Consider the following 17,990-nt stretch of genomic DNA (forward strand, 5'->3'; position numbering starts at 1 on the left):
AACGAGTCCCGTGCTGGATCTGTCCGCACTACCTCCCGGCTTCATCTGGGGTTCCGCCACCGCGGCGTACCAGATCGAGGGCGCCGTCGCCGAGGACGGCCGCAAGCCGTCCATCTGGGACACCTTCTCCCACACCCCGGGCGCCGTGGACAACGGCGACACCGGCGACGTGGCCTGCGACCACTACCACCGCTTCGCCGAGGACGTGGCGCTCATGCGCCGGCTCAACCTCGACGCGTACCGCTTCTCCGTCGCCTGGCCCCGCGTGCTGCCCGACGGCGTCGGCGCGGTGAACCAGGCCGGGCTGGACTTCTACGACCGCCTCGTCGACGAGCTCCTGGCCGCCGGGGTCCGCCCGTTCGCCACGCTGTACCACTGGGACCTCCCGCAGGCCCTGCAGGACGCCGGCGGCTGGCCGGACCGGGCCACGGCCGAGGCGTTCGCCGACTACGCCGCCGTGGTGGCCGGGCGCCTGGGCGACCGCGTGGCCGACTGGAACACCGTCAACGAGCCGCTGTGCGTGTCCTGGATCGGCCACCTCGAGGGCCGCATGGCGCCCGGCGAGCGCGACCTGACCCGGGCCGTGCACACCTCGCACCACGTGCTGCTCGGCCACGGCCTGGTCAACCAGGCGATCCGGGCCTCGGCGCGGCTCGCCCCGAGCGTCGGCATCGTGCTCAACCTGAGCCCGATCGAGCCCGGCAGCGACCGGCCCGAGGACGTCGCCGCGGCCGTGCGCGCCGACGGGCACACCAACCGCTGGTGGCTCGACCCGGTCTTCGGCCGCGGCTACCCGGCCGACATGATCGAGGTCTACGGCGTCGAGCCGCCCATCCGCGAGGGTGACCTGGAAGTCATCGCCACCCCGACCGAGTTCCTCGGCATCAACTACTACTTCCGCCAGATCGTGGTGGACGACCCGGCCGGCGGCGCGCCGTTCGCGCGGCAGATCCCGGTGCCGGGCGCGGTCGAGACCGCGATGCCGTGGGAGGTGCACGCGAAGGGGCTCGAGGACATCCTCGTGTCGGTCGCCGAGACCTACCGCCCGGCCAGCATCCTCGTCACCGAGAACGGCTCGGCCTGGTACGACACCGTGGAGCCGTCCGGCGAGATCCAGGACAAGGAGCGCACCGACTACCTGGAGCAGCACCTGGACGCGGTACGGGCGGCGGTGCTGCGCGGCGCGCCGGTCGACGGGTACTTCGCGTGGTCGCTGCTGGACAACTTCGAATGGGCGTACGGCTACGACAAGCGCTTCGGGCTGGTCCGGGTCGACTACGACACCCAGGAGCGCACGATCAAGGCGAGCGGTCACCGGTACGCGGACCTCATCACCACGCACAAACGTTCGCGCCAATCGGTGATCTAGGCTCAGAATCGGGCATCACTGTGCACGACTCTGCACCTTCGAGGGGATAACCGCCATGACGCAGCAGACCGACAGCTGGGACCCGGATCCGGATGACGAGGGCCAGCTGTCAGCGGAGGACACCCTGTCCGACCGCGGGCTCGACGACAGCCTCGACGAGGGGTACTCCCCGCCGGAGCGCCCGCGCGGGGTGACCGCGTTCGGCGTCACCCAGGCCGAGGCCGAGCAGGGTGAGTCGCTGGACCAGCGGCTGCGCCAGGAGGAGCCGGACCCGATCAGCCGCCTCGACCTGGACGACTACGGCCGCACCACCGAGTCGGGCGAGTTCTTCGACGACGGCGAGGTCGGCGACCGCCGGGCCGGCCGGCTCGTCGCCCCCGACGAGGGCATCGGCGAGGACGAGGAGAAGGACGAGGTCGGCTCGGACGTCGGCATCGACGGCGGCGCGGCGTCGGCCGAGGAGGCCGCCATGCACATCGTCGACGACCGCGACCTGTGAGCGCGGCCGGCGGCGGCCCGGTAGGTGAGGGCCGCCGCCGCGACCAGCGCCGTCCACAGCAGGTAGACGCCGGTGAGGGCGAGCAGCCCGGTCACGCAGACGAGCGCGACGACGGCGGTGCGCCGGGCCCATGACCGGCGCGGCAGCAGCTTCACCGCGGCGGCCGAGCCCAGCAGGTACACCACGACGAACGATCCGGTCGTGAGCAGCATGATCGGCCGCGGACCCAGCCCGGTGGCCGCGGCGACGGCCAGCGTCCCGGCGGCCAGCGCGGCGACGACCCCGAGGCTGCGGCGGGGCACCTCGCCGGCCGCGGACCCGCGGGCGAACCAGGCGGGCAGCGCACCGTCCCGGCCGAGCGCGGCCCCGAGGCGGGCGGCCCCGGCGAAGTACGCGTTCATCGCCCCGGCGGTCAGCAGCAGCGCGACGAGCGCGGTCAGCGCCCGCGAGCCGGTCCCGAAGCCGAGCGCCAGCAGATCCGCCAGGGGCGCGTCGGACGGCTCGGCCAGGACGAGCTGGCTGGTGGCGGCGACCGCGAGGTACAGCACCCCGACCACGGCGACCGCGATCCAGGTGGCCCGGGGCACGTCGCGGCGCGGGTCGCGGTAGTCGGCGGCGAGCGACGTCAGCGCCTCCCAGCCGGCGAACCCCCAGACCAGGACCGCGACCGCCGGCCCGACCGCGAGCCAGCCGTGCGGGGCGAACGGCCGCAGGTTGGCCAGGCTCGCGTGCGGCAGCGCGGTCCCGATCGCCGCGAGCAGCAGCACGACGAGCGCCGCGGCCAGGCCGAGCTGGACCCGCCCGCTGGTCCGCACACCCCCGAGGTTCGCCGCGGTCACCAGGGCCACGAGCGCGGCGGCGGTGAGCAGCGTCGTGCGGTACCCGCCGCCGAGCACGGCCGTCACGTACGCGCCGCCGAACGTGGCCGCGGGCAGCGCGCCGACCGGAACGGCGGCGTAGAAGGTCCAGCCGACCACGGCCGCGGCGCGGGGCCCGAAGGCGCGCCCGACGTACGAGGCGACGCCGCCGGTGTCCGGGAACCGCGCCCCGAGCGCCGCGAACGTCAGCGCCAGCGGCGCCGACAGCACGATCAGCGCCGCCCAGGCGACCAGCGCGGCCGGCCCGGCGATCTGGGCCGCGATTCCCGGTAGGGCGATGACCCCGGTGCCGAGCACGGCCCCGACGGACAGCGCGGCGCCCTGCTTGACTGTGAGCACACCCCCGACGCTAGGGTCGGCGTTGGCCCGGCTGAAGGGCCAATTCGCCGCCGGATCGATTGGGCCAATCCCGTGGACCTGCACATCAGCCTCGAGGGGCGCGGCGACCGCACCGACCGCATCTACCGCCAGCTGCGCGACGCGATCCTCGACGGCCGCCTGCGCCACGGCGAGCGGGTGCCGCCGAGCCGGGACCTGGCCCGCGACCTGGCCGTGGCCCGCAACACCGTCGCCGCCGCCTACGACCGGCTCGTCGGCGACGGGTTCCTGGCCGGGCGGGCGGGGGCGGGGACCTTCGTGGCGTACACCGGGAAGATCGACCGCTCCCGGCGCACCCCGGCCGGCCCGCTGCGCCCGTCGCGGCGCTTCGCGGGCCTCGCCGTCGAGGAATCGACCCCGCCGGCCCGCTACGACCTGCGCATCGGCCACCCGGACCCGGCGCTGTTCCCGCTCGCGACCTGGCGGCGGCTGCTGGCCCGCTCGGTGCGCGCCACGGCCGGCTACGCCGACCCGTCGGGCCTGCCGGCGCTGCGGGCCGCGATCGCCCGGCACGCCGGCCTGTCCCGCTCGGTCCGCGCCGCGCCCGACGACGTGCTCGTCACCGCGGGCGCCCAGCAGGCCATCGACCTGGTCGGCCGGGTGCTGATCGAGCCGGGCACCGTCGCCGCCGTCGAGGAGCCCGGCTACCGCCCGGTGCGCCGGCTGTTCCAGAGCCACGGCGCCCGCGTCGCCGGCGTGCCGGTCGACGCCGACGGCATCGTCGTGGACGCCATCCCCGACGCCGCCCGCCTCGTCTACGTCACCCCGTCCCACCAGCACCCGCTCGGCACCGCGATGTCGCTGGAGCGGCGCACCGCCCTGCTGGCCTGGGCGCAACAGCATCGGGCGGCGATCGTCGAGGACGACTACGACAGCGAGTTCCGCTACTCCGAGCGCCCCCTGGAACCGCTGCAGAGCCTGGACCGCGCGGGCCGCGTCATCTACGTCGGCTCGTTCTCCAAGACCCTGCTGCCGTCGCTGCGCCTCGGGTTCCTGATCGCCCCCGAGGCCCTGCTGCCCGCCCTGCGCACGGCGCGCCGCCTCGCCGACTGGCACGGCGACCCCGCCGCCCAGGCCGCCCTGGCCACCTTCATCGACGAGGGTCTGCTGCAGCGCCACCTGCGCCGGGTCGGCCGCGTCTACGCCGCCCGCCACGAGTTCGTCCTGCGGGCGAGTTTCCTCAAAACCTGGTTCGCACTTGTACCGTCCAGTGCCGGCCTGCACCTCGCCCTGCGCAGCCACGGTCCGCTGGACGTCGACGCCCTCGTGCACGGCCTGCGCGCGCTGGACGTCGCCGTGGATCCCCTCGCGCACTTCTACGCCGAACCGCCACCCCGGCCCGACCCGGGCCTCGCCATCGGCTTCGGCGCGATCGCGACAGCCGACTTGCCGTCCGCGCTTGACCGGCTGGCCGACGTGGCCGCGGCGATCACCGGCTAAGTTGGTTGACATGCTCGCCCGCCGCGCCGTCGTCCTCGCCGCGCTCGCGGCGACCCTGCTCGCGGGATGCTCCTCCAAGCACAAACCGACCGCGACCGCGCCCACCCCGTCGACCCCCGAGCCGACGACCCTCGTGGTAGGCCCGTCCTCGCCGGCCCCGTCGACCGCCCCACCGACCGTGGCCACTCCCCCGGCCGGCCTCACCACGATCACCTACACCCAGGCGGCCACGGGCTTCCCGGCCGACCCGGACCAGGCCTCAACCGCCCCCTTGACCGAGGCGCTGCAGGTCCGGGCCAAGTCCGCCGTGTACGACGCGGTCGGCGGCACCGCCCGCGCGTACCTGACCCCGCAGATCAGCGGCGTGGACCTCATCATGCCGGTGGTGGCGCGGCAGAACGGCTGGACCGCGGTCCTGCTCCCGTCGATGAACCGCAGCATCGGCTGGCTACCGCCCGGCGACTACGCGACCAGCGCCCTGCGCGACCAGATCGTCGTCCACCGCGGCGCCTACACCCTGACCTGGGTCCGCGACGGCCAGCCCCAGCAGACCTGGACCGTCACGGTCGGCGCGGCGGCCACCGAGACCCCGCTCGGCCGCACGTTCGTCCTGGGCCGCTCGTCCCTGCCCAGCAAGGTCTACGCCGGCCTGGACGTCCTGGCCCTCGGCGCGGTCCCGGACGACAAGAAGGCGGTGGCCAGCGGCCTGGCCGACGCCCACACCGGCATCCACGCCTGGTACCGCAACGAGTTCGGCTACCGCAAGTCCAACGGCTGCGTGCGGATGCCCCCGGCCGCCCAGAAGGTGCTGCTCGCCAACATCGGCTCCGGCACCAGCGTCGTCGTGCTGCCGTAGGGGTTGTGGTCCGATATGTCGGGCGCTGGCGCGCCGCGACATATCGGATTTATCGTATATGCTCGGTTTCACGCGGTTCCCAGTGCGGAACCCGTCTCCAGCAGCGACTTCAGGCTCGCGATCAGCTCCGGCCACCCCTCGGACACGCCCGGCAGCACGGCACTGTCCGGCCCGAACCCGTCGTGGATCACGGTCAGCCGGACGTGCTCGCCCTTCGGCTCAATCTCGAACGTGACCTTCGACCGCGGCTCGGCGGCCACCTTGGCCACGTACTCGGCGTCGATGTCGTAGGCCTTGGCCCACTCGTCGGTGAACGTGTGCCACGCGTACGACAGGCGCGTGTACGGCTCGGCCTCCAGCACCACCTGCTCCGGATGCGCGATCGCGGTGTCGTTGCGGTCGAGCCGCCAGGTCATCGGCGAGCCGGGCCGCCAGTCGGTCTCGAACGCGGTCCCCCAGTACTGCCGGGTGAACGCGGGATTCGTGAGCCCCTGCCACAGCCGCTCGGGCGTGGTGCGGATGTACGTGGTGTAGACGAACTCGGGCCTGCTCATCGGCGTTCCCTCCAGGGCCTGCTTCAGGTCGGCGAGCGCGTCGACCCGCCGCCGGTCGTACCGGCTGATCCAGCGCTCGGCGATGTCACTGATCGGGGCGGCGTTGAGGTAGTGCAGCTTCTCCCGGCCGCGGCGCACCGTGGTCACCAGGCCGGCCTCCTCGAGCACCGCGAGGTGCTTGCTGACCGACTGCCGGGTCATGGCCAGCCCGGCGCACAATTCCCGCAGGGTCTGCCCGTTGGCCCAGTTGAGCCCGTCGAGCAGCGCCCGGCGGCTCTCGTCCGCGAGGGCCCGGAACACGTCGCTCACGCGGATCGCCCCCAATTTGGATATGCAGCCGTTCGGTTGCCTATGTTAGGCAGCCATTTGGTTGCCTGTCAACGCCACGCTTTCGGGTGACGGGCCGAACCTTCGCGGTGCGGTTCCCGGTTTGACGGCGTGAAAGGGGGCTCTCTTGTTCGCGACCGGTGATGACCCGGCGGCCCGGATGCGGCACGAGCTGCACACGCCGCTGACCTCGATCAGGGCGTACACCCGCCTGCTGCGTGACGACCTCCCGCCGGACGCCCCGAGCGAGGGCACGGCCTGCCTGGACGCCATCGACCGCAACGCGGTGCGGCTGGAGCACTATGTCGACAGCGTGGTGCTGCCGCTGGCCGCCGCCCCGGCCCCGGAGCCGCGGGAGAGCGCGACGGACCTCGTGGCCGTGGTCCGCGACGCGGTGGACCTGGCCCGCCGGGTGGCGGTGGCGAGCGCGGTGAGCGTCCACGCCGACGTGCCCGAGACGGCGCGGGTCGCCGTCGACGAGATGATCTGCCGCCACCTGGTGAGCCAGCTCGTCCTGTGGCTGACGATCGCCGCCCCGCCCCGCGCCCACGTGGCGATCGCGCTGCGCCGCGACCCGTCGGTGACGGTGGACGCCCGGGTCACGCCCGCCGGCGAGCTGACCGCCGCCCAGCAGCGGCGGCCGAGCGACGATCCGCCCCGCCCGGCCCCGGACCTGCAGGTGGCCCGGGCGGTGGCCAACCTCTGCGGCGGCGACCTGCGCCTGGACGAGACCTCGTTCCGGCTGACCCTGCCCTCGTCGGTCCTCGCACCAGCGCCTCGATAGGACCTCAGCGGCTGTGGGAGCGGAACGCCACCGGGTCGAAGCGGCCGTGCAGGCGGGGGTCCAGCCAGTGCAGTGACTCCCGGCGGAACACGTCGGGGTCCAGCTCGCCCGCGCCTTCGGGGATGGCGCCGGCCAGGTCGGCGTCCAGGTCGTACAGGTTGGTGCGGTGCACGAGCTCCGGCTCGGCGGGCCAGGTGCCGAACACGACCAGGGCCGGGATGTCCCGCTCGGCCAGGGCGCGCAACGTCAGCGCCGTGTGGTTCAGCGTGCCCAGGCCGGGCCGCGCCACCACGATCGCCGTCGCGCTCAGCGCCGCGGCCAGGTCGAGGATGGTCCAGCCGCCCTCGCCCAGCTGGACCAGCAGGCCGCCGGCGCCCTCGATGAGGGTCAGGTCGTATTCGTCGGCGATGGTCCGGATCGCCAGCTGGGCCATGACCGCGGTCAGCGCGTCCTCCCCCGCCACCCGGGCGGCGGCGAGCGGGGCCAGGGCGTCCGGGAAGTCCGACAGCGTGCGGGTCAGCGCGGGCTCGGCCAGGCGGGCCACGGTCAGCGCGTCCGGCTCGTCGCCGTCCGCGGTGCCGGTCTGGGCCGGCTTCACCACCGCGACGCTGCGCCCGGCGGCCGTGGCGGTGGCGGCGATGGCGGCGGTGACGATGGTCTTGCCGACGCCGGTGTCCGTCCCCGTGATGATGAGCGGCCCGGCCAGCGGCCCGGGGATCTCCTCACCGAAGAGGGCGTCGAGCGGAGCGGTCACGGGCGTTCCTTCACGATGACGTCCAGGGCCTCGTCGAAGGCCTCCGGCGCGAGGCCGACGTTGATGGTGAGCCGCAGCCGCGAGCGCCCGTCCGGCGTCGACGGCGGCCGGAAGCAGCCCACCGCCACCCCCCGCTCCAGGCAGGCGGCCGCCCACGCGAACGCCTCGTCCGGCCCGGGCGCGGCGACCGACACGACCCCGCCCGCCGGGTCGGAGACGGTCAGGCCCTCGGCGCGCAGGCGGTCCACGGCGCGCGCGGCCCGGGACCGCAGCTCGGCCCGCAGGTCCTCGCCGCCGGCCAGCAGGTCCAGCGCGGCCAGGGCGCCGGCCGCGACGGCGGGCGGGAGGGCGGTGTCGAAGATGAACGTACGGCCGGTGTCGACCAACTGCCGCCGCAGCTGCACCGGGCCCGCGACCACGCCGCCGGCCGCGCCCAGCGACTTGGACAGGGTCGCCGTCACGGCCAGGCCGGGCGCGCCCGCCAGACCCGCCGCGGCCACCCCGCCGGCGCCGCGCGGGCCGAGCACCCCGAGCGCGTGGGCGTCGTCGACGAGCATGAGCGCGCCGTGCTCGCGGGTCACCGCGTACAGCTCGCGCAGCGGCGCCAGGTCCCCGTCGACGGAGAAGACGCTCTCGGTGACCAGCAGCGCCGGCCGGCCCGGGTGCGCCCGCAGCAGCGCCCGCACCGCGTCCGGGTCGGCGTGCGGGGCGACCACCGTCTCGACCCCGTCGCGGCCGGCGCGGGCGAGCCGGCAGCCGTCGACGATCGAGGCGTGGTTGTGGGCGTCGGAGACGATCAGGGCGCCCGGGCGGGCCATGGCGCGCACGGCGCCGAGGTTGGCGAGGTACCCGGACGAGTACACCAGCGCCGCCGGGAACCCCAGCAGCGCGGCGAGCCCGTCCTCCAGGGCCTGGTGGGCGTCGGTCGAGCCGCGCACCAGCCGCGACCCGGTCGCGCCGAGCCCGAAGGACAGCAGCGCCCCGGCCGCGGCCGCGAGCACCGCGGGGTGCCGGGACAGGCCCAGGTAGTCGTTGCCGGCCAGGTCCGCGACCGGATCGCCGTCGGCCGCGCGCGGGCGCAGCTCACGGCGCAGACCCGCGGCCTCCCGGGCGGCGGCCTCACCGTCGAGCGCGTCCAGCCAGTCCAACCGGACCTCCCCAGCGTTGTAGGACCCCTACCATACCGATTGTCCAGTGTGCACAAAGTCATCGGGTGCGGACAGGCGACCCGAACGCTTTGTAAGGTACGAGCATGCTTGATGCTGCCAAGGCGGTCCTCGACACCGGCCAGGGACTCGACCGCGACGGGGTGCTCGCGGTGCTCAACTGCACCGACGCGGAGCTGCCGGAGTACCTCGCGATCGCCCACGACGTGCGGATGCGCTGGTGCGGCCCGGAGGTCGAGGTCGAGGGCATCGTGTCGCTCAAGACCGGCGGATGTCCGGAGGACTGCCACTTCTGCTCGCAGTCGGGGCTGTTCGCCTCCCCGGTCCGCGCGGTCTGGCTCGACATCCCCTCGCTGGTCGAGGCGGCCCGGCAGACGGCGGCGACCGGGGCCACCGAGTTCTGCATCGTGGCGGCGGTCCGCGGCCCCGACGAGCGGCTCATGGCGCAGCTCGCCGACGGGGTCGCGGCGATCCGGGCGGCCGTGGACATCAACATCGCCGCCTCGCTCGGCATGCTCGACCAGGCGCAGGTGGACCGGCTCGCGGAGCTGGGCATCCACCGGTACAACCACAACCTGGAAACGGCCAGGTCCTACTTCCCGCAGGTCGTGAGCACCCACACCTGGGACGAGCGGTGGGACACCCTGCGTATGGTGCGCGCCGCCGGCATGGAGGTGTGCTGCGGGGGCATCCTCGGCCTCGGTGAGAGCGTCGAGCAGCGCGCCGAGTTCGCGCTGCAGCTGCAGGAGCTGGACCCGCACGAGGTACCGCTGAACTTCCTCAACCCCCGGCCCGGCACGCCCCTCGCGGAGCAGCCGGTGCTCGACCCGAAGGACGCGCTGCGGGCGATCGCCGCGTTCCGGCTGGCCCTGCCGCGCACGCTGCTGCGCTACGCCGGCGGCCGGGAGATCACGCTGGGCGACCTCGGCACCCGCGACGGGCTGCTCGGCGGCGTCAACGCGGTCATCGTCGGCAACTACCTGACCACCCTGGGCCGCTCCCCGGCGCAGGACCTGGCCCTGCTCGACGAGCTGTCGATGCCGGTCAAGGCGCTGTCGGCGACGCTGTGAACGTCTACTGCGACCGGTGCGGGGAGCCGCTGTCGAGCGGCTCCCACGGTGCGTGCGCGGCGGCCCGGGAACTGGAACCGCCGCGCTACTGCGCGCAGTGCCGCCGCCGCATGAAGGTCCAGGTGCTGCCCGGCGGCTGGTCCGCGGCGTGCGTCGAGCACGGGGTGCTCACCCGGTAGGGCCGGCCCACTCCGTCGCCGCGGCGGCCGCCCGCTCCAGCGTGCGCGGATTGACCCTGGCGAATCGGCTGCGCTGCTGCAGTACCGATGCGGCCTTTTTGGAATGCTGCAGCACCCTGAGGATCCGGGGACGACGGAGCCGGTTGTACTCCGCGAGCGCCGCCGGCACCGCCCCGCCCGCCAGCACCGTCTGCAGGGTGGCCACGTCCTCCAGCGCCAGCGACGCGCCCTGGGCCAGGTGGTGCGGCATGGCGTGGGCCGCGTCGCCGATGAGCGCGTAGCCGCCGCTGCCCGCGACCGGCCCGAACGTGTCCGGCAGCGGCGCGAGCTCGCCGACCGGCTCCTGCACCAGGTCGTCGGCCTCGGTCGCGGCCAGCAGCTGGGCCACCGGCGCGTGCCAGCCGGCGAACCAGCGCCGCAGCAGCGCCAGCTGGCCCGCGGGCGGCTCCGGGCGCAGCGCCCCCGGCACGGTCGCGACCCAGTAGATGCCGCCGCGGGTGGAGCCGCCGGCCGAGCCGCGTTCGCCGAGGCTCGCGTACCCGAACCGCTGCCCCGCCCCGAGCAGCTCGCCGTGCGCGGGCAGGCCGGACGGGAGCTCGGGCGCGCGGTACCAGGGGATGACGGCCCGCCACGCGGCGAACCCGGCGCTGGCGAAGGTGCTCGCGGCGGCGAGCCGGCGGCGGATCGCGCTGTCCGGCCCGTCCGCGGCCACGACCAGGTCGCCCTCGAACGTCACCCGGCCGTCGCCGACGGCGGGCCGGTCCCGGTGCACCCGGGCGCTCTGCACGGCCACGCCGCCGCGGACGTCGACCTGCTCGCCGAGGTTCGCGATGAACGCGTCGTGCAGGTCCTCGCGGTGCACCACGACCGGTGGCGAGTCGATGTCGGCGACGCCGGGGGGCACCAGCCAGGAACCGTCGGGCTTGCGGATGCCCGCGGGCGGCACCGGGGTGGAGATCCCCTCCAGCCCGGCGGCCAGGCCCAGCGCCCGCAGCGCGCGGACCCCGTTGGGCCACAGCACGAGCGCGGCGCGGCCCGGCCGGAGCCGGTCGTCCCGCTCGAGCAGGGTGACCTTCCAGCCGGAGCGGGCCAGCGCGCCGGCGGCGGCGAGACCGCCGATGCCGGCGCCGACCACGACCGCGGCCCGCATCAGCCCTGCGTTTCCTTCGTCTCCTTCTTCGCCTCTTCCGGCTCGGCCTCCGGCTCCTCGGCGGGCTCCTCCTCGGGAGCCGCGATCGCCTTCGGCTCGGCCTCGTCCTCCACCGCCACCGCGTCCGGGTTCACGAGCGTGATGTGCCCGTCCTCGTCGTACGTCACGTGCTCCTGCGGCCCGCGCACGCGCAGGAAGTACACCAGCGCGGCGGCGAACACGATGATCGACGTCCAGTTGTTCAGCCGCATGCCGAGCACGTGGTGCGCGTCGTCGATGCGCAGCAGCTCGACCCAGAAGCGGCCGACGGTGTACAGCATCACGTACAGCGCGAACGCCCGGCCCCGCCCGAAGCGGTACTTCCGGTCGAGCAGCCACACCGCCACCGCGACGCCGACGCACCACAGCGACTCGTAGAGGAACGTCGGCTGGAACACGCCGAGGACGATCGGCTGGCCGCCCGCCTCCAGGGCGCGGCCGTGCTCGGTGTCCCAGTTGTAGACCTTGAGGCCCCACGGCAGGGAGGTCTCCTTGCCGTACAGCTCGTTGTTGAACCAGTTGCCCCAGCGCCCGATCGCCTGGGCCACCGGCAGCGCGACGGCGAGCGAGTCGGCCGCCATGGCGAAGGGCAGGTTCATCCGGCGGCAGGCGATCCAGGCGCCGAGCGCACCGGCCGCGATGCCGCCCCAGATGCCGAGGCCGCCCTCCCAGATCTTGAACGCCTTGAGGATCGAGCCGTTCTCGCCGAAGTACGCCTCCGGGGAGGTGATCACGTGATACAGCCGGGCGCCGACGATGCCGAACGGCACCGCCCAGATGGCGACGTCGAGGATCACCCACGGCGGGGCCCCGCGGGCCCGCAGCCGGCGGTCGGCGATGTAGCAGGCGGCCACGATGCCCAGCACGATGCAGAGGGCGTAGGCGCGCAAAGGAATAGGTCCGAGGTCCCAGACGCCACGGGTCGGGCTCGGGATCTCGGCCAGCGGAGACAGGACATCAGTCACGGGTGCACACGCTACCGCCGATGGCGAGCAAAGCGATGCCCGGGCCGGTGCGTCCGTTCGATAAAGATCACCATCAGCGAAGGTATCGCGACGCAGAGCGGCGGAGCCTAAAGTCGGGACATGAGCTACTCAACGCTGAGTAACGGCAGCAAGGTGACCTCCGCGGTCGCCGCGGTCATCGAGGACGCGGCCGGCCGCGTCTTGTTGTGCAGGCAGGCCGGTGGCCACCAGTTGTGGGGTTTGCCCGGCGGCAAGACCCGCGCGGACGAGAGCCCGGTGCACGCCGTCATCCGGGACATCCGCGAGGAGACCGGCCTGGAGACGGAGATCGTCGAGCTGATCGGGCTGTACCAGCTCACCGGCGACGCCTGTGGCAGCACCACCCCGGACCTGTTCGTCCACGTCTTCCGCGGCCGGCTCGACGGCGGCGGCGGTCCGGCCCTGAACGCACCCGGCCGGATCAGCCGGCTGTCGTGGCACTCGGGCGACGCGCTGCCGGAGCCGCTGACGGCCACCACCCGCACCGCGATCGCCGACGCGGCCGCCGGGCGCACCGGCGTGATCCGCGAGGTGCAGCGCGACAAGGAACCCGACGTCATCGACGCCTGAAATTTTCGCTTTCCGAGCATTCTGCGCGGCTTTCGTACCTGCACCGACGCGAATCCCGCTGGATCGCCGCCGACCGATCCTAGATGATCCAGTCCATGGTCCCGCGGTACTTCGCGCTCGGCGACTCGATGTCGATCGACGACTATGCGGGCGGGCCCGGCCTGGGCGCCGCCTCCCTGCTCGCCGACGACCTCGGCATCGAGCTGCTGCTGCTCGCGCGCGACGGTGCGACGAGCGACGATGTGCTGCGCCGCCAGCTCGGCCAGGTGCGCGACCGCCCCGCCCTGGTCACCATCACGATGGGCGGCAACGACCTGCTGACCGCGATCGTCGAGTCCCCCGACAAGGTCCGGGCCGCGGTGGCGGCGACGGCGGCGAACTACGACGCCTGCCTGGCGAGCCTGGCCGCGACGGGCGCGCGGATCGTGGTCAGCACCGTCTACGACCCGACCGACGGCACCGGCGACCTGTCCTGGGCCGGCCTGCCCGACGTCGACGAGGGCCTGGCCCTGCTGCACTCGATGAACGCGGTGATCCGCGCGTCGGCGGCCCGGCACGGCGCGCTGGTGGCCGACCTGCACGGGGCGTTCCTCGGCCACGGCGCCCAGGCCGGCGACATCACCCGGCCCGACTCCCACCCGGCCAACCGCGAGCTGTGGCTGTGCGGGCACATCGAGCCCAACGCCTGGGGCGCGCAGGCGATCCGCGACACCTGGCGGGCGGCGCTCAGGGGCGCTTGATCCCGAGCGCGTGCAGCTGTTGTACGGCGGCGAAATACAGGTGGTCGCCCGCCAGGATCAGCGGCTCGTCGCCGTGCATCGCGTCCACGTCGAGGTCCAGCCGGCGGATCAGCTCCCCGGTGCGGGCGTCGGCCGCGACCAGCTCGACCCGGTGGGTGCTGACGCCGCCGCGGACCGCGAAGTGGTACACCATCGCGTACACGGCCCCGCCGCCGTTCACCGGCGCCCAGTAGCTGGCGTCGACCTCGGCGTGCAGGCCGTACGTGGTGTGCCAGCGCCCGGCCCCGCTCGCGGCGTCGAACGCGGCCAGCCCGCCGTGCCCGTCGACCACGAACAGCGCCCCGTCGCCGGCGCTCGCGTGCACCGGCGACTCCAGCGTCTGCGCGTCGCACCAGCGCTGGGTGCCCTCCGCCGCGGCGTACGCGCAGACGCCGCCCGCCCCGACCGTGTAGACGGTGTCGCCGGCCGCCACGACCTCGGCCCCGCTCACGTCCCGCCGCCAGGCCGGCGCGCCGGTGCGCGCGTCGAACGCCTGCAGGTTCCCGGGTTCGGTGGCGATCAGCACCAGGTCCCCGAGCCGCACGGGCGCGTGGAAGCCGGGCTCGCCGGCCAGCTGCGCGGACCACGCGACGCCGCCGTCCGCGGTGCGGTATGCGGTCAGGGTCGCGCCGGCCCCGCGCACGATGATGTCGCCGGCCACCGTGAAACCGCCGGAGACGGCGTCGGGAAGCTCGGCCGTCCACGCGCGGGCGCCGTCACGGCGGTAGGCGCGAAGGGTGCGCCGCAGCTCGGGACGCTGGATCGACTCCACGACCAGGGTGTCCCCGGTCGCCGCCAGCTCGCCGAAGGCCTGCCCGGGCTCGTCCACGAGCGGGCCGAGGTCGTCCCCGGTGGCGGCGTCGTACCGGCGGATCTGCCCGCTGGGCCCGCCCGCGGACCGGAACACGGTGCCGTCGACGACGACGGCCCCGCCGATCTGCTCGCCGGTGCGGGTGGCGGGCGCGGACCACGTCGCGCGCAGCGCCTTCGCGGTGGCGGCGGTCAGGGTGCCGGTCAGTGCCTGGTGGCCGCTGCGGCCCTGGTCGCCGCCGTTCTGCCGCCAGTCCGCGTCCGCGCTGGTGCCGTAGCCGGGAGTGGCCGTGTTCGCGTGCGCGCTCGTGGGAGTGAGCGTGGACAGGACGAGCACCAGCGGTACAAAACGGAAAATAAGCCGCACGAGGGACTCAACGAGCCCTGGACGGGTTAGTTCCGGCGCATGCCCTCGGCGAGTTCGGCGCTCAGCTTGCCCACCGCGGCCACGCCGGCCGCCGGGCTGTCGGCCTCGAGCAGGCACCGGACCAGGGCGCTGCCGACGATCACGCCGTCGGCGAAGGAGGCCACCTCGGCCGCCTGCGCGCCGTTGGACACGCCGAGCCCCACGGCGACCGGCACGCTCGACCCGGCCGCGCGCACCCGGGAGACGATCACCGGCGCGGCGCTGCTGGTCCGGTCACGGGCGCCGGTGACGCCCATGACGCTCGTGGCGTACACGAAACCGCGGCACTGCGCGACCGTGCTCGCGATCCGCGCGTCGGTCGAGGACGGCGAGACCAGGAAGACCCGGTCGAGCCCGTGCTGGTCGGCAGCGGTGATCCACTCGCCGGCCTCGTCGGGGATCAGGTCCGGCGTGATCAGCCCGGCCCCGCCCGCCTGCGCGAGGTCGGCCGAGAAGCGCTCGACACCGTAGCGCTCGACGAGGTTCCAGTAGGTCATGGTGAGGATCGGCGCGCCGGTCGCGGCGGCCGCCTCCACGGTGCGCAGCCCGTCGCGGACCCGGAACCCGGCCCGCAGGGCGGCCTCGGTGGCGCGCTGGATGGTCGGGCCGTCCATGACCGGGTCGGAGTACGGCAGCCCGACCTCGACCACGTCCACACCGTTGTCGATCATGGCCTTGATCGCGTCCGTGGCCGTCGGGACGTCCGGGAAGCCGGCCGGCAGGTAGCCGATGAGCACGCCACGGCCCTCGGCCCGGGCCTTGTCGAACGCGTCCTGCGTGCTCATACGTCGAACCATTCCCGCGCGGTGTCCATGTCCTTGTCGCCGCGGCCGGACAGGCAGATGATCACGGTCGGCTCGCGGCCCAGGTCGGCGGCGAGCCGCGGGATGACCCGCAGGGCCCCGGCGACCGCGTGCGCGCTCTCGATGGCCGGGATGATGCCCTCGCTGCGGCACAGGCGCTTGAACGCGTCCATCGCCTCGGCGTCGGTGACCGGCTCGTACGCCGCGCGCCCGATGTCGTGCAGGTACGCGTGCTCCGGCCCGACCGCCGGGTAGTCCAGCCCGGCCGAGATCGAGTGCGACTCGACGGTCTGGCCGTCCTCGTCCTGCAGGAGGTAGGTGCGGGCACCGTGGAGTACACCCGTGGAGCCACCGGTGATGCTGGCCGCGTGCCGGCCGGTGTCGACCCCGTCGCCGCCCGCCTCGAAGCCGAACAGCCGCACGCCCTCGTCGGGCACGAACGCGTGGAACGCGCCGATCGCGTTGGAACCGCCGCCGACGCACGCCGCGACCGCGTCCGGAAGCTTGCCGGTCTGCTCGAGGATCTGGCGTCGGGCCTCGACGCTGATCCCGCCGACGAAGTCGCGCACCATCGCCGGGAACGGGTGCGGCCCGGCCGCGGTGCCCAGCAGGTAGTGTGTGTCGTCGACGTTGGTCACCCAGTCGCGCAGGGCCTCGTTGATCGCGTCCTTGAGCGTCCTCGACCCGGTCGTCACCGGGATCACGGTGGCGCCGAGCATGCGCATCCGGGCGACGTTGAGGGCCTGGCGGCGGGTGTCCTCCTCGCCCATGTACACGACGCACTCGAGGTCGAGCAGCGCGCAGGCGGTGGCGCTGGCCACGCCGTGCTGCCCCGCTCCGGTCTCGGCGATCACCCGCGACTTGCCCATGCGCTTGGTCAGCAGGGCCTGGCCGAGGACGTTGCGGACCTTGTGGGCGCCCGTGTGGTTCAGATCCTCGCGTTTGAGAAAGATCGTCGCTCCGGTACCGCGGGCAAGGCGCTCGGCCCGGTACAGCGGGCTCGGCGTGTTGGCGTAGTCGCGCAGCAGCCGCCCGAACTCCGCCTGGAACGCCTCGTCGGCCTGCGCGTGGCGATAGGCGGCGTCGAGCTCGTCGAGCGCGGCGATGAGCGCCTCGGGGACGAAGCGCCCGCCGTACGTGCCGAAGTGCCCCTCCGGATCGGGCAGCAGCCCGGCCGCCGACAGGAACGCGCTCACCGGGCCACCCGCGGGGTGGCCGGGTGGCTGCCCGGCCGCCGACAGGAACGTGCTCACCGGGCCGCCCGCGGGGTGGCCGGGTGGCTGCCCGCCGTGACCAGCTCGGCGACCGCGTCGCGCGGGCTCTTCTGCGTGACCAGCCCCTCGCCGACCAGCACCGCGTCGGCACCGGCGGACGCGTAGCGGATCAGGTCGTGCGGCCCCCGCACCCCCGACTCGGCGATCTTGACGACCTCGGCCGGCAGCCCCGGCGCGATCCGCTCGAACACCGTCCGGTCAACTTCCAGCGTGCGCAGGTTGCGCGCGTTGATGCCGATCACCCGCGCACCGGCCTCCAGCGCACGGTCGGTCTCCTCCTCGTCGTGCACCTCGACCAGCGCCGTCATGCCGAGGCTCTCGATGCGGTCGAGCAGCCCGGACAGCGTGTTCTGGTCGAGCGCGGCGACGATCAGCAGCACCAGGTCGGCCCCGTAGGCCCGCGCCTCGTGCACCTGGTAGGACGACACGACGAAGTCCTTGCGCAGCATCGGGATGTCGATCGCGGCCCGCACGGCGGCGAAGTCGTCCAGGCTGCCGCCGAACCACCGGCCCTCGGTCAGCACGCTGACACAGCGGGCCCCGCCGGCCGCATACTCCTTCGCGAGCTCCGCCGGGTCCGGGATCTCGGCCAGCGCCCCCTTGGACGGGGAGGCCCGCTTGACCTCGGCAATCACGCCGACACCGGGCGCACGCAACTTGGCATAGGCGTCCCGCGGCGGCGGAGCCTCGGCGGCGCGCTGTTTGATCTCTGCCAGGGGCACCTGGGCCTCGCGGACCGCCAGGTCCTCGCGCACTCCGGCGAGGATCTCGTCGAGCACCCGGCCGCTTTCCGCGTTGATCAAGGAGCTCCCCTCTCCGGTGGTCATGCGACCGATGCTAGGTCGCCCCCGGTCAGTGGACGGTCGCGGGGGTATGGCCGACATTACCTGAGTGGCTAGGG

At 74.1% G+C, this 17,990-nt stretch carries 18 protein-coding genes and 1 pseudogene; 9 read left to right on the forward strand and 10 right to left on the reverse strand.

Annotated features, from left to right (window positions below; all coding sequences use genetic code 11):
- Positions 1-10 precede the first annotated feature (10 nt).
- Positions 11-1,369, forward strand: a complete 1,359-nt coding sequence (locus tag ACQP00_RS43595; protein WP_433208618.1) for a GH1 family beta-glucosidase — start codon at positions 11-13, stop codon at positions 1,367-1,369.
- Positions 1,370-1,424: 55 nt separating this feature from the next.
- Positions 1,425-1,868 carry a DUF5709 domain-containing protein gene (locus ACQP00_RS43600; protein WP_433208621.1) on the forward strand — a complete coding sequence of 148 codons (444 nt, stop codon included), beginning with the start codon at positions 1,425-1,427 and terminating at the stop codon, positions 1,866-1,868.
- A gap of 20 nt (positions 1,869-1,888) precedes the next feature.
- Here ACQP00_RS43600 and ACQP00_RS43605 read toward each other — a convergent pair.
- Positions 1,889-3,085, reverse strand: a pseudogene (locus ACQP00_RS43605) (amino acid permease); the annotation flags it as partial.
- Positions 3,086-3,157: 72 nt separating this feature from the next.
- Here ACQP00_RS43605 and ACQP00_RS43610 point away from each other — a divergent pair.
- On the forward strand, positions 3,158-4,564 hold the full coding sequence (locus ACQP00_RS43610) for a PLP-dependent aminotransferase family protein (RefSeq protein WP_433208624.1): 1,407 nt from the start codon (positions 3,158-3,160) through the stop codon (positions 4,562-4,564).
- Positions 4,565-4,574: 10 nt separating this feature from the next.
- Positions 4,575-5,420, forward strand: a complete 846-nt coding sequence (locus ACQP00_RS43615) for a L,D-transpeptidase (RefSeq protein WP_433208627.1) — start codon at positions 4,575-4,577, stop codon at positions 5,418-5,420.
- A 68-nt stretch (positions 5,421-5,488) separates the two neighbouring features.
- Here the strand turns inward: ACQP00_RS43615 and ACQP00_RS43620 are convergent, their stop codons facing one another.
- Positions 5,489-6,283, reverse strand: coding sequence for an ArsR/SmtB family transcription factor (locus tag ACQP00_RS43620; protein ID WP_433208630.1), 795 nt, complete (start codon positions 6,281-6,283; stop codon positions 5,489-5,491).
- A 145-nt stretch (positions 6,284-6,428) separates the two neighbouring features.
- Here ACQP00_RS43620 and ACQP00_RS43625 point away from each other — a divergent pair, with 145 nt between their 5' ends.
- Positions 6,429-7,085 (forward strand): histidine kinase dimerization/phospho-acceptor domain-containing protein, encoded by a 657-nt coding sequence (locus tag ACQP00_RS43625; RefSeq protein WP_433208633.1) that lies wholly within the window; start codon positions 6,429-6,431, stop codon positions 7,083-7,085.
- Between the two features lie 4 nt (positions 7,086-7,089).
- Here the strand turns inward: ACQP00_RS43625 and bioD are convergent, their stop codons facing one another.
- Together bioD and ACQP00_RS43635 are read right to left on the reverse strand one after the other, a co-directional pair.
- On the reverse strand, positions 7,090-7,839 hold the full coding sequence (bioD, locus tag ACQP00_RS43630) for a dethiobiotin synthase (RefSeq protein ID WP_433208636.1): 750 nt from the start codon (positions 7,837-7,839) through the stop codon (positions 7,090-7,092).
- Positions 7,836-8,987, reverse strand: coding sequence for an 8-amino-7-oxononanoate synthase (locus tag ACQP00_RS43635; RefSeq protein ID WP_433208639.1), 1,152 nt, complete (start codon positions 8,985-8,987; stop codon positions 7,836-7,838). The genes bioD and ACQP00_RS43635 overlap by 4 nt, the downstream gene beginning before the upstream one ends.
- Positions 8,988-9,091: 104 nt before the next feature.
- Between ACQP00_RS43635 and bioB the strand changes: the two genes are divergently transcribed.
- Together bioB and ACQP00_RS43645 are read left to right on the forward strand one after the other, a co-directional pair.
- Positions 9,092-10,075, forward strand: coding sequence for a biotin synthase BioB (gene bioB / locus ACQP00_RS43640; protein ID WP_433208642.1), 984 nt, complete (start codon positions 9,092-9,094; stop codon positions 10,073-10,075).
- Entirely contained in the window at positions 10,072-10,254 is a 183-nt protein-coding gene (locus ACQP00_RS43645; protein WP_433224376.1) for a hypothetical protein, read from the forward strand. Before bioB ends, ACQP00_RS43645 begins: the two co-directional genes overlap by 4 nt.
- Here ACQP00_RS43645 and ACQP00_RS43650 read toward each other — a convergent pair.
- Both ACQP00_RS43650 and lgt read right to left on the reverse strand, forming a co-directional pair.
- Positions 10,244-11,404 carry an FAD-dependent oxidoreductase gene (locus ACQP00_RS43650; protein WP_433208645.1) on the reverse strand — a complete coding sequence of 387 codons (1,161 nt, stop codon included), beginning with the start codon at positions 11,402-11,404 and terminating at the stop codon, positions 10,244-10,246. The two genes, ACQP00_RS43645 and ACQP00_RS43650, sit on opposite strands and share 11 nt — an antisense overlap.
- Positions 11,404-12,408 (reverse strand): prolipoprotein diacylglyceryl transferase, encoded by a 1,005-nt coding sequence (gene lgt, locus ACQP00_RS43655; RefSeq protein WP_433208648.1) that lies wholly within the window; start codon positions 12,406-12,408, stop codon positions 11,404-11,406. The genes ACQP00_RS43650 and lgt overlap by 1 nt, the downstream gene beginning before the upstream one ends.
- Before the next feature lie 120 nt (positions 12,409-12,528).
- Between lgt and ACQP00_RS43660 the strand changes: the two genes are divergently transcribed.
- Together ACQP00_RS43660 and ACQP00_RS43665 are read left to right on the forward strand one after the other, a co-directional pair.
- Positions 12,529-13,017 (forward strand): NUDIX hydrolase, encoded by a 489-nt coding sequence (locus ACQP00_RS43660; RefSeq protein ID WP_433208650.1) that lies wholly within the window; start codon positions 12,529-12,531, stop codon positions 13,015-13,017.
- Between the two features lie 83 nt (positions 13,018-13,100).
- Positions 13,101-13,757 (forward strand): SGNH/GDSL hydrolase family protein, encoded by a 657-nt coding sequence (locus ACQP00_RS43665; protein WP_433208653.1) that lies wholly within the window; start codon positions 13,101-13,103, stop codon positions 13,755-13,757.
- On the opposite strand, the gene ACQP00_RS43670 is transcribed toward ACQP00_RS43665, so the two are convergent.
- Genes ACQP00_RS43670 through trpC form a run of 4 tightly spaced genes read right to left on the reverse strand, consistent with a single transcriptional unit; the run spans position 13,744 to position 17,868 of the window.
- The gene (locus ACQP00_RS43670) at positions 13,744-14,973 is read right to left on the reverse strand and encodes a PQQ-binding-like beta-propeller repeat protein (RefSeq protein WP_433208656.1); all 1,230 of its coding nucleotides are present in this window, start codon (positions 14,971-14,973) and stop codon (positions 13,744-13,746) included. The two genes, ACQP00_RS43665 and ACQP00_RS43670, sit on opposite strands and share 14 nt — an antisense overlap.
- Positions 14,974-14,999: 26 nt before the next feature.
- Complete coding sequence (trpA, locus tag ACQP00_RS43675) at positions 15,000-15,797, reverse strand: tryptophan synthase subunit alpha (protein WP_433208659.1); 798 nt, start codon at positions 15,795-15,797, stop codon at positions 15,000-15,002.
- A complete protein-coding gene (gene trpB / locus ACQP00_RS43680) occupies positions 15,794-17,011 on the reverse strand; it encodes a tryptophan synthase subunit beta (RefSeq protein WP_433224201.1) in 1,218 nt (405 codons plus the stop codon). The genes trpA and trpB overlap by 4 nt, the downstream gene beginning before the upstream one ends.
- Positions 17,012-17,064: 53 nt before the next feature.
- Positions 17,065-17,868, reverse strand: coding sequence for an indole-3-glycerol phosphate synthase TrpC (gene trpC, locus ACQP00_RS43685; protein WP_350617520.1), 804 nt, complete (start codon positions 17,866-17,868; stop codon positions 17,065-17,067).
- Positions 17,869-17,990: the final 122 nt, after the last annotated feature.

It is taken from the genome of Dactylosporangium sp. CS-047395 (assembly GCF_050942185.1).
Lineage (GTDB): Bacteria > Actinomycetota > Actinomycetes > Mycobacteriales > Micromonosporaceae > Dactylosporangium.

What these genes read in the sequence shown, in the direction of transcription:
- ACQP00_RS43600 (WP_433208621.1), top strand. Translation starts at nt 1,425, where the DNA reads ATGACGCAGCAGACCGACAGCTGGGACCCGGATCCGGATGACGAGGGC.
- ACQP00_RS43615 (WP_433208627.1), top strand. Translation starts at nt 4,575, where the DNA reads ATGCTCGCCCGCCGCGCCGTCGTCCTCGCCGCGCTCGCGGCGACCCTG.
- bioB (WP_433208642.1), top strand. Translation starts at nt 9,092, where the DNA reads ATGCTTGATGCTGCCAAGGCGGTCCTCGACACCGGCCAGGGACTCGAC.
- ACQP00_RS43650 (WP_433208645.1), bottom strand. Translation starts at nt 11,404, where the DNA reads ATGCGGGCCGCGGTCGTGGTCGGCGCCGGCATCGGCGGTCTCGCCGCC.
- ACQP00_RS43660 (WP_433208650.1), top strand. Translation starts at nt 12,529, where the DNA reads ATGAGCTACTCAACGCTGAGTAACGGCAGCAAGGTGACCTCCGCGGTC.
- ACQP00_RS43665 (WP_433208653.1), top strand. Translation starts at nt 13,101, where the DNA reads ATGATCCAGTCCATGGTCCCGCGGTACTTCGCGCTCGGCGACTCGATG.
- trpA (WP_433208659.1), bottom strand. Translation starts at nt 15,797, where the DNA reads ATGAGCACGCAGGACGCGTTCGACAAGGCCCGGGCCGAGGGCCGTGGC.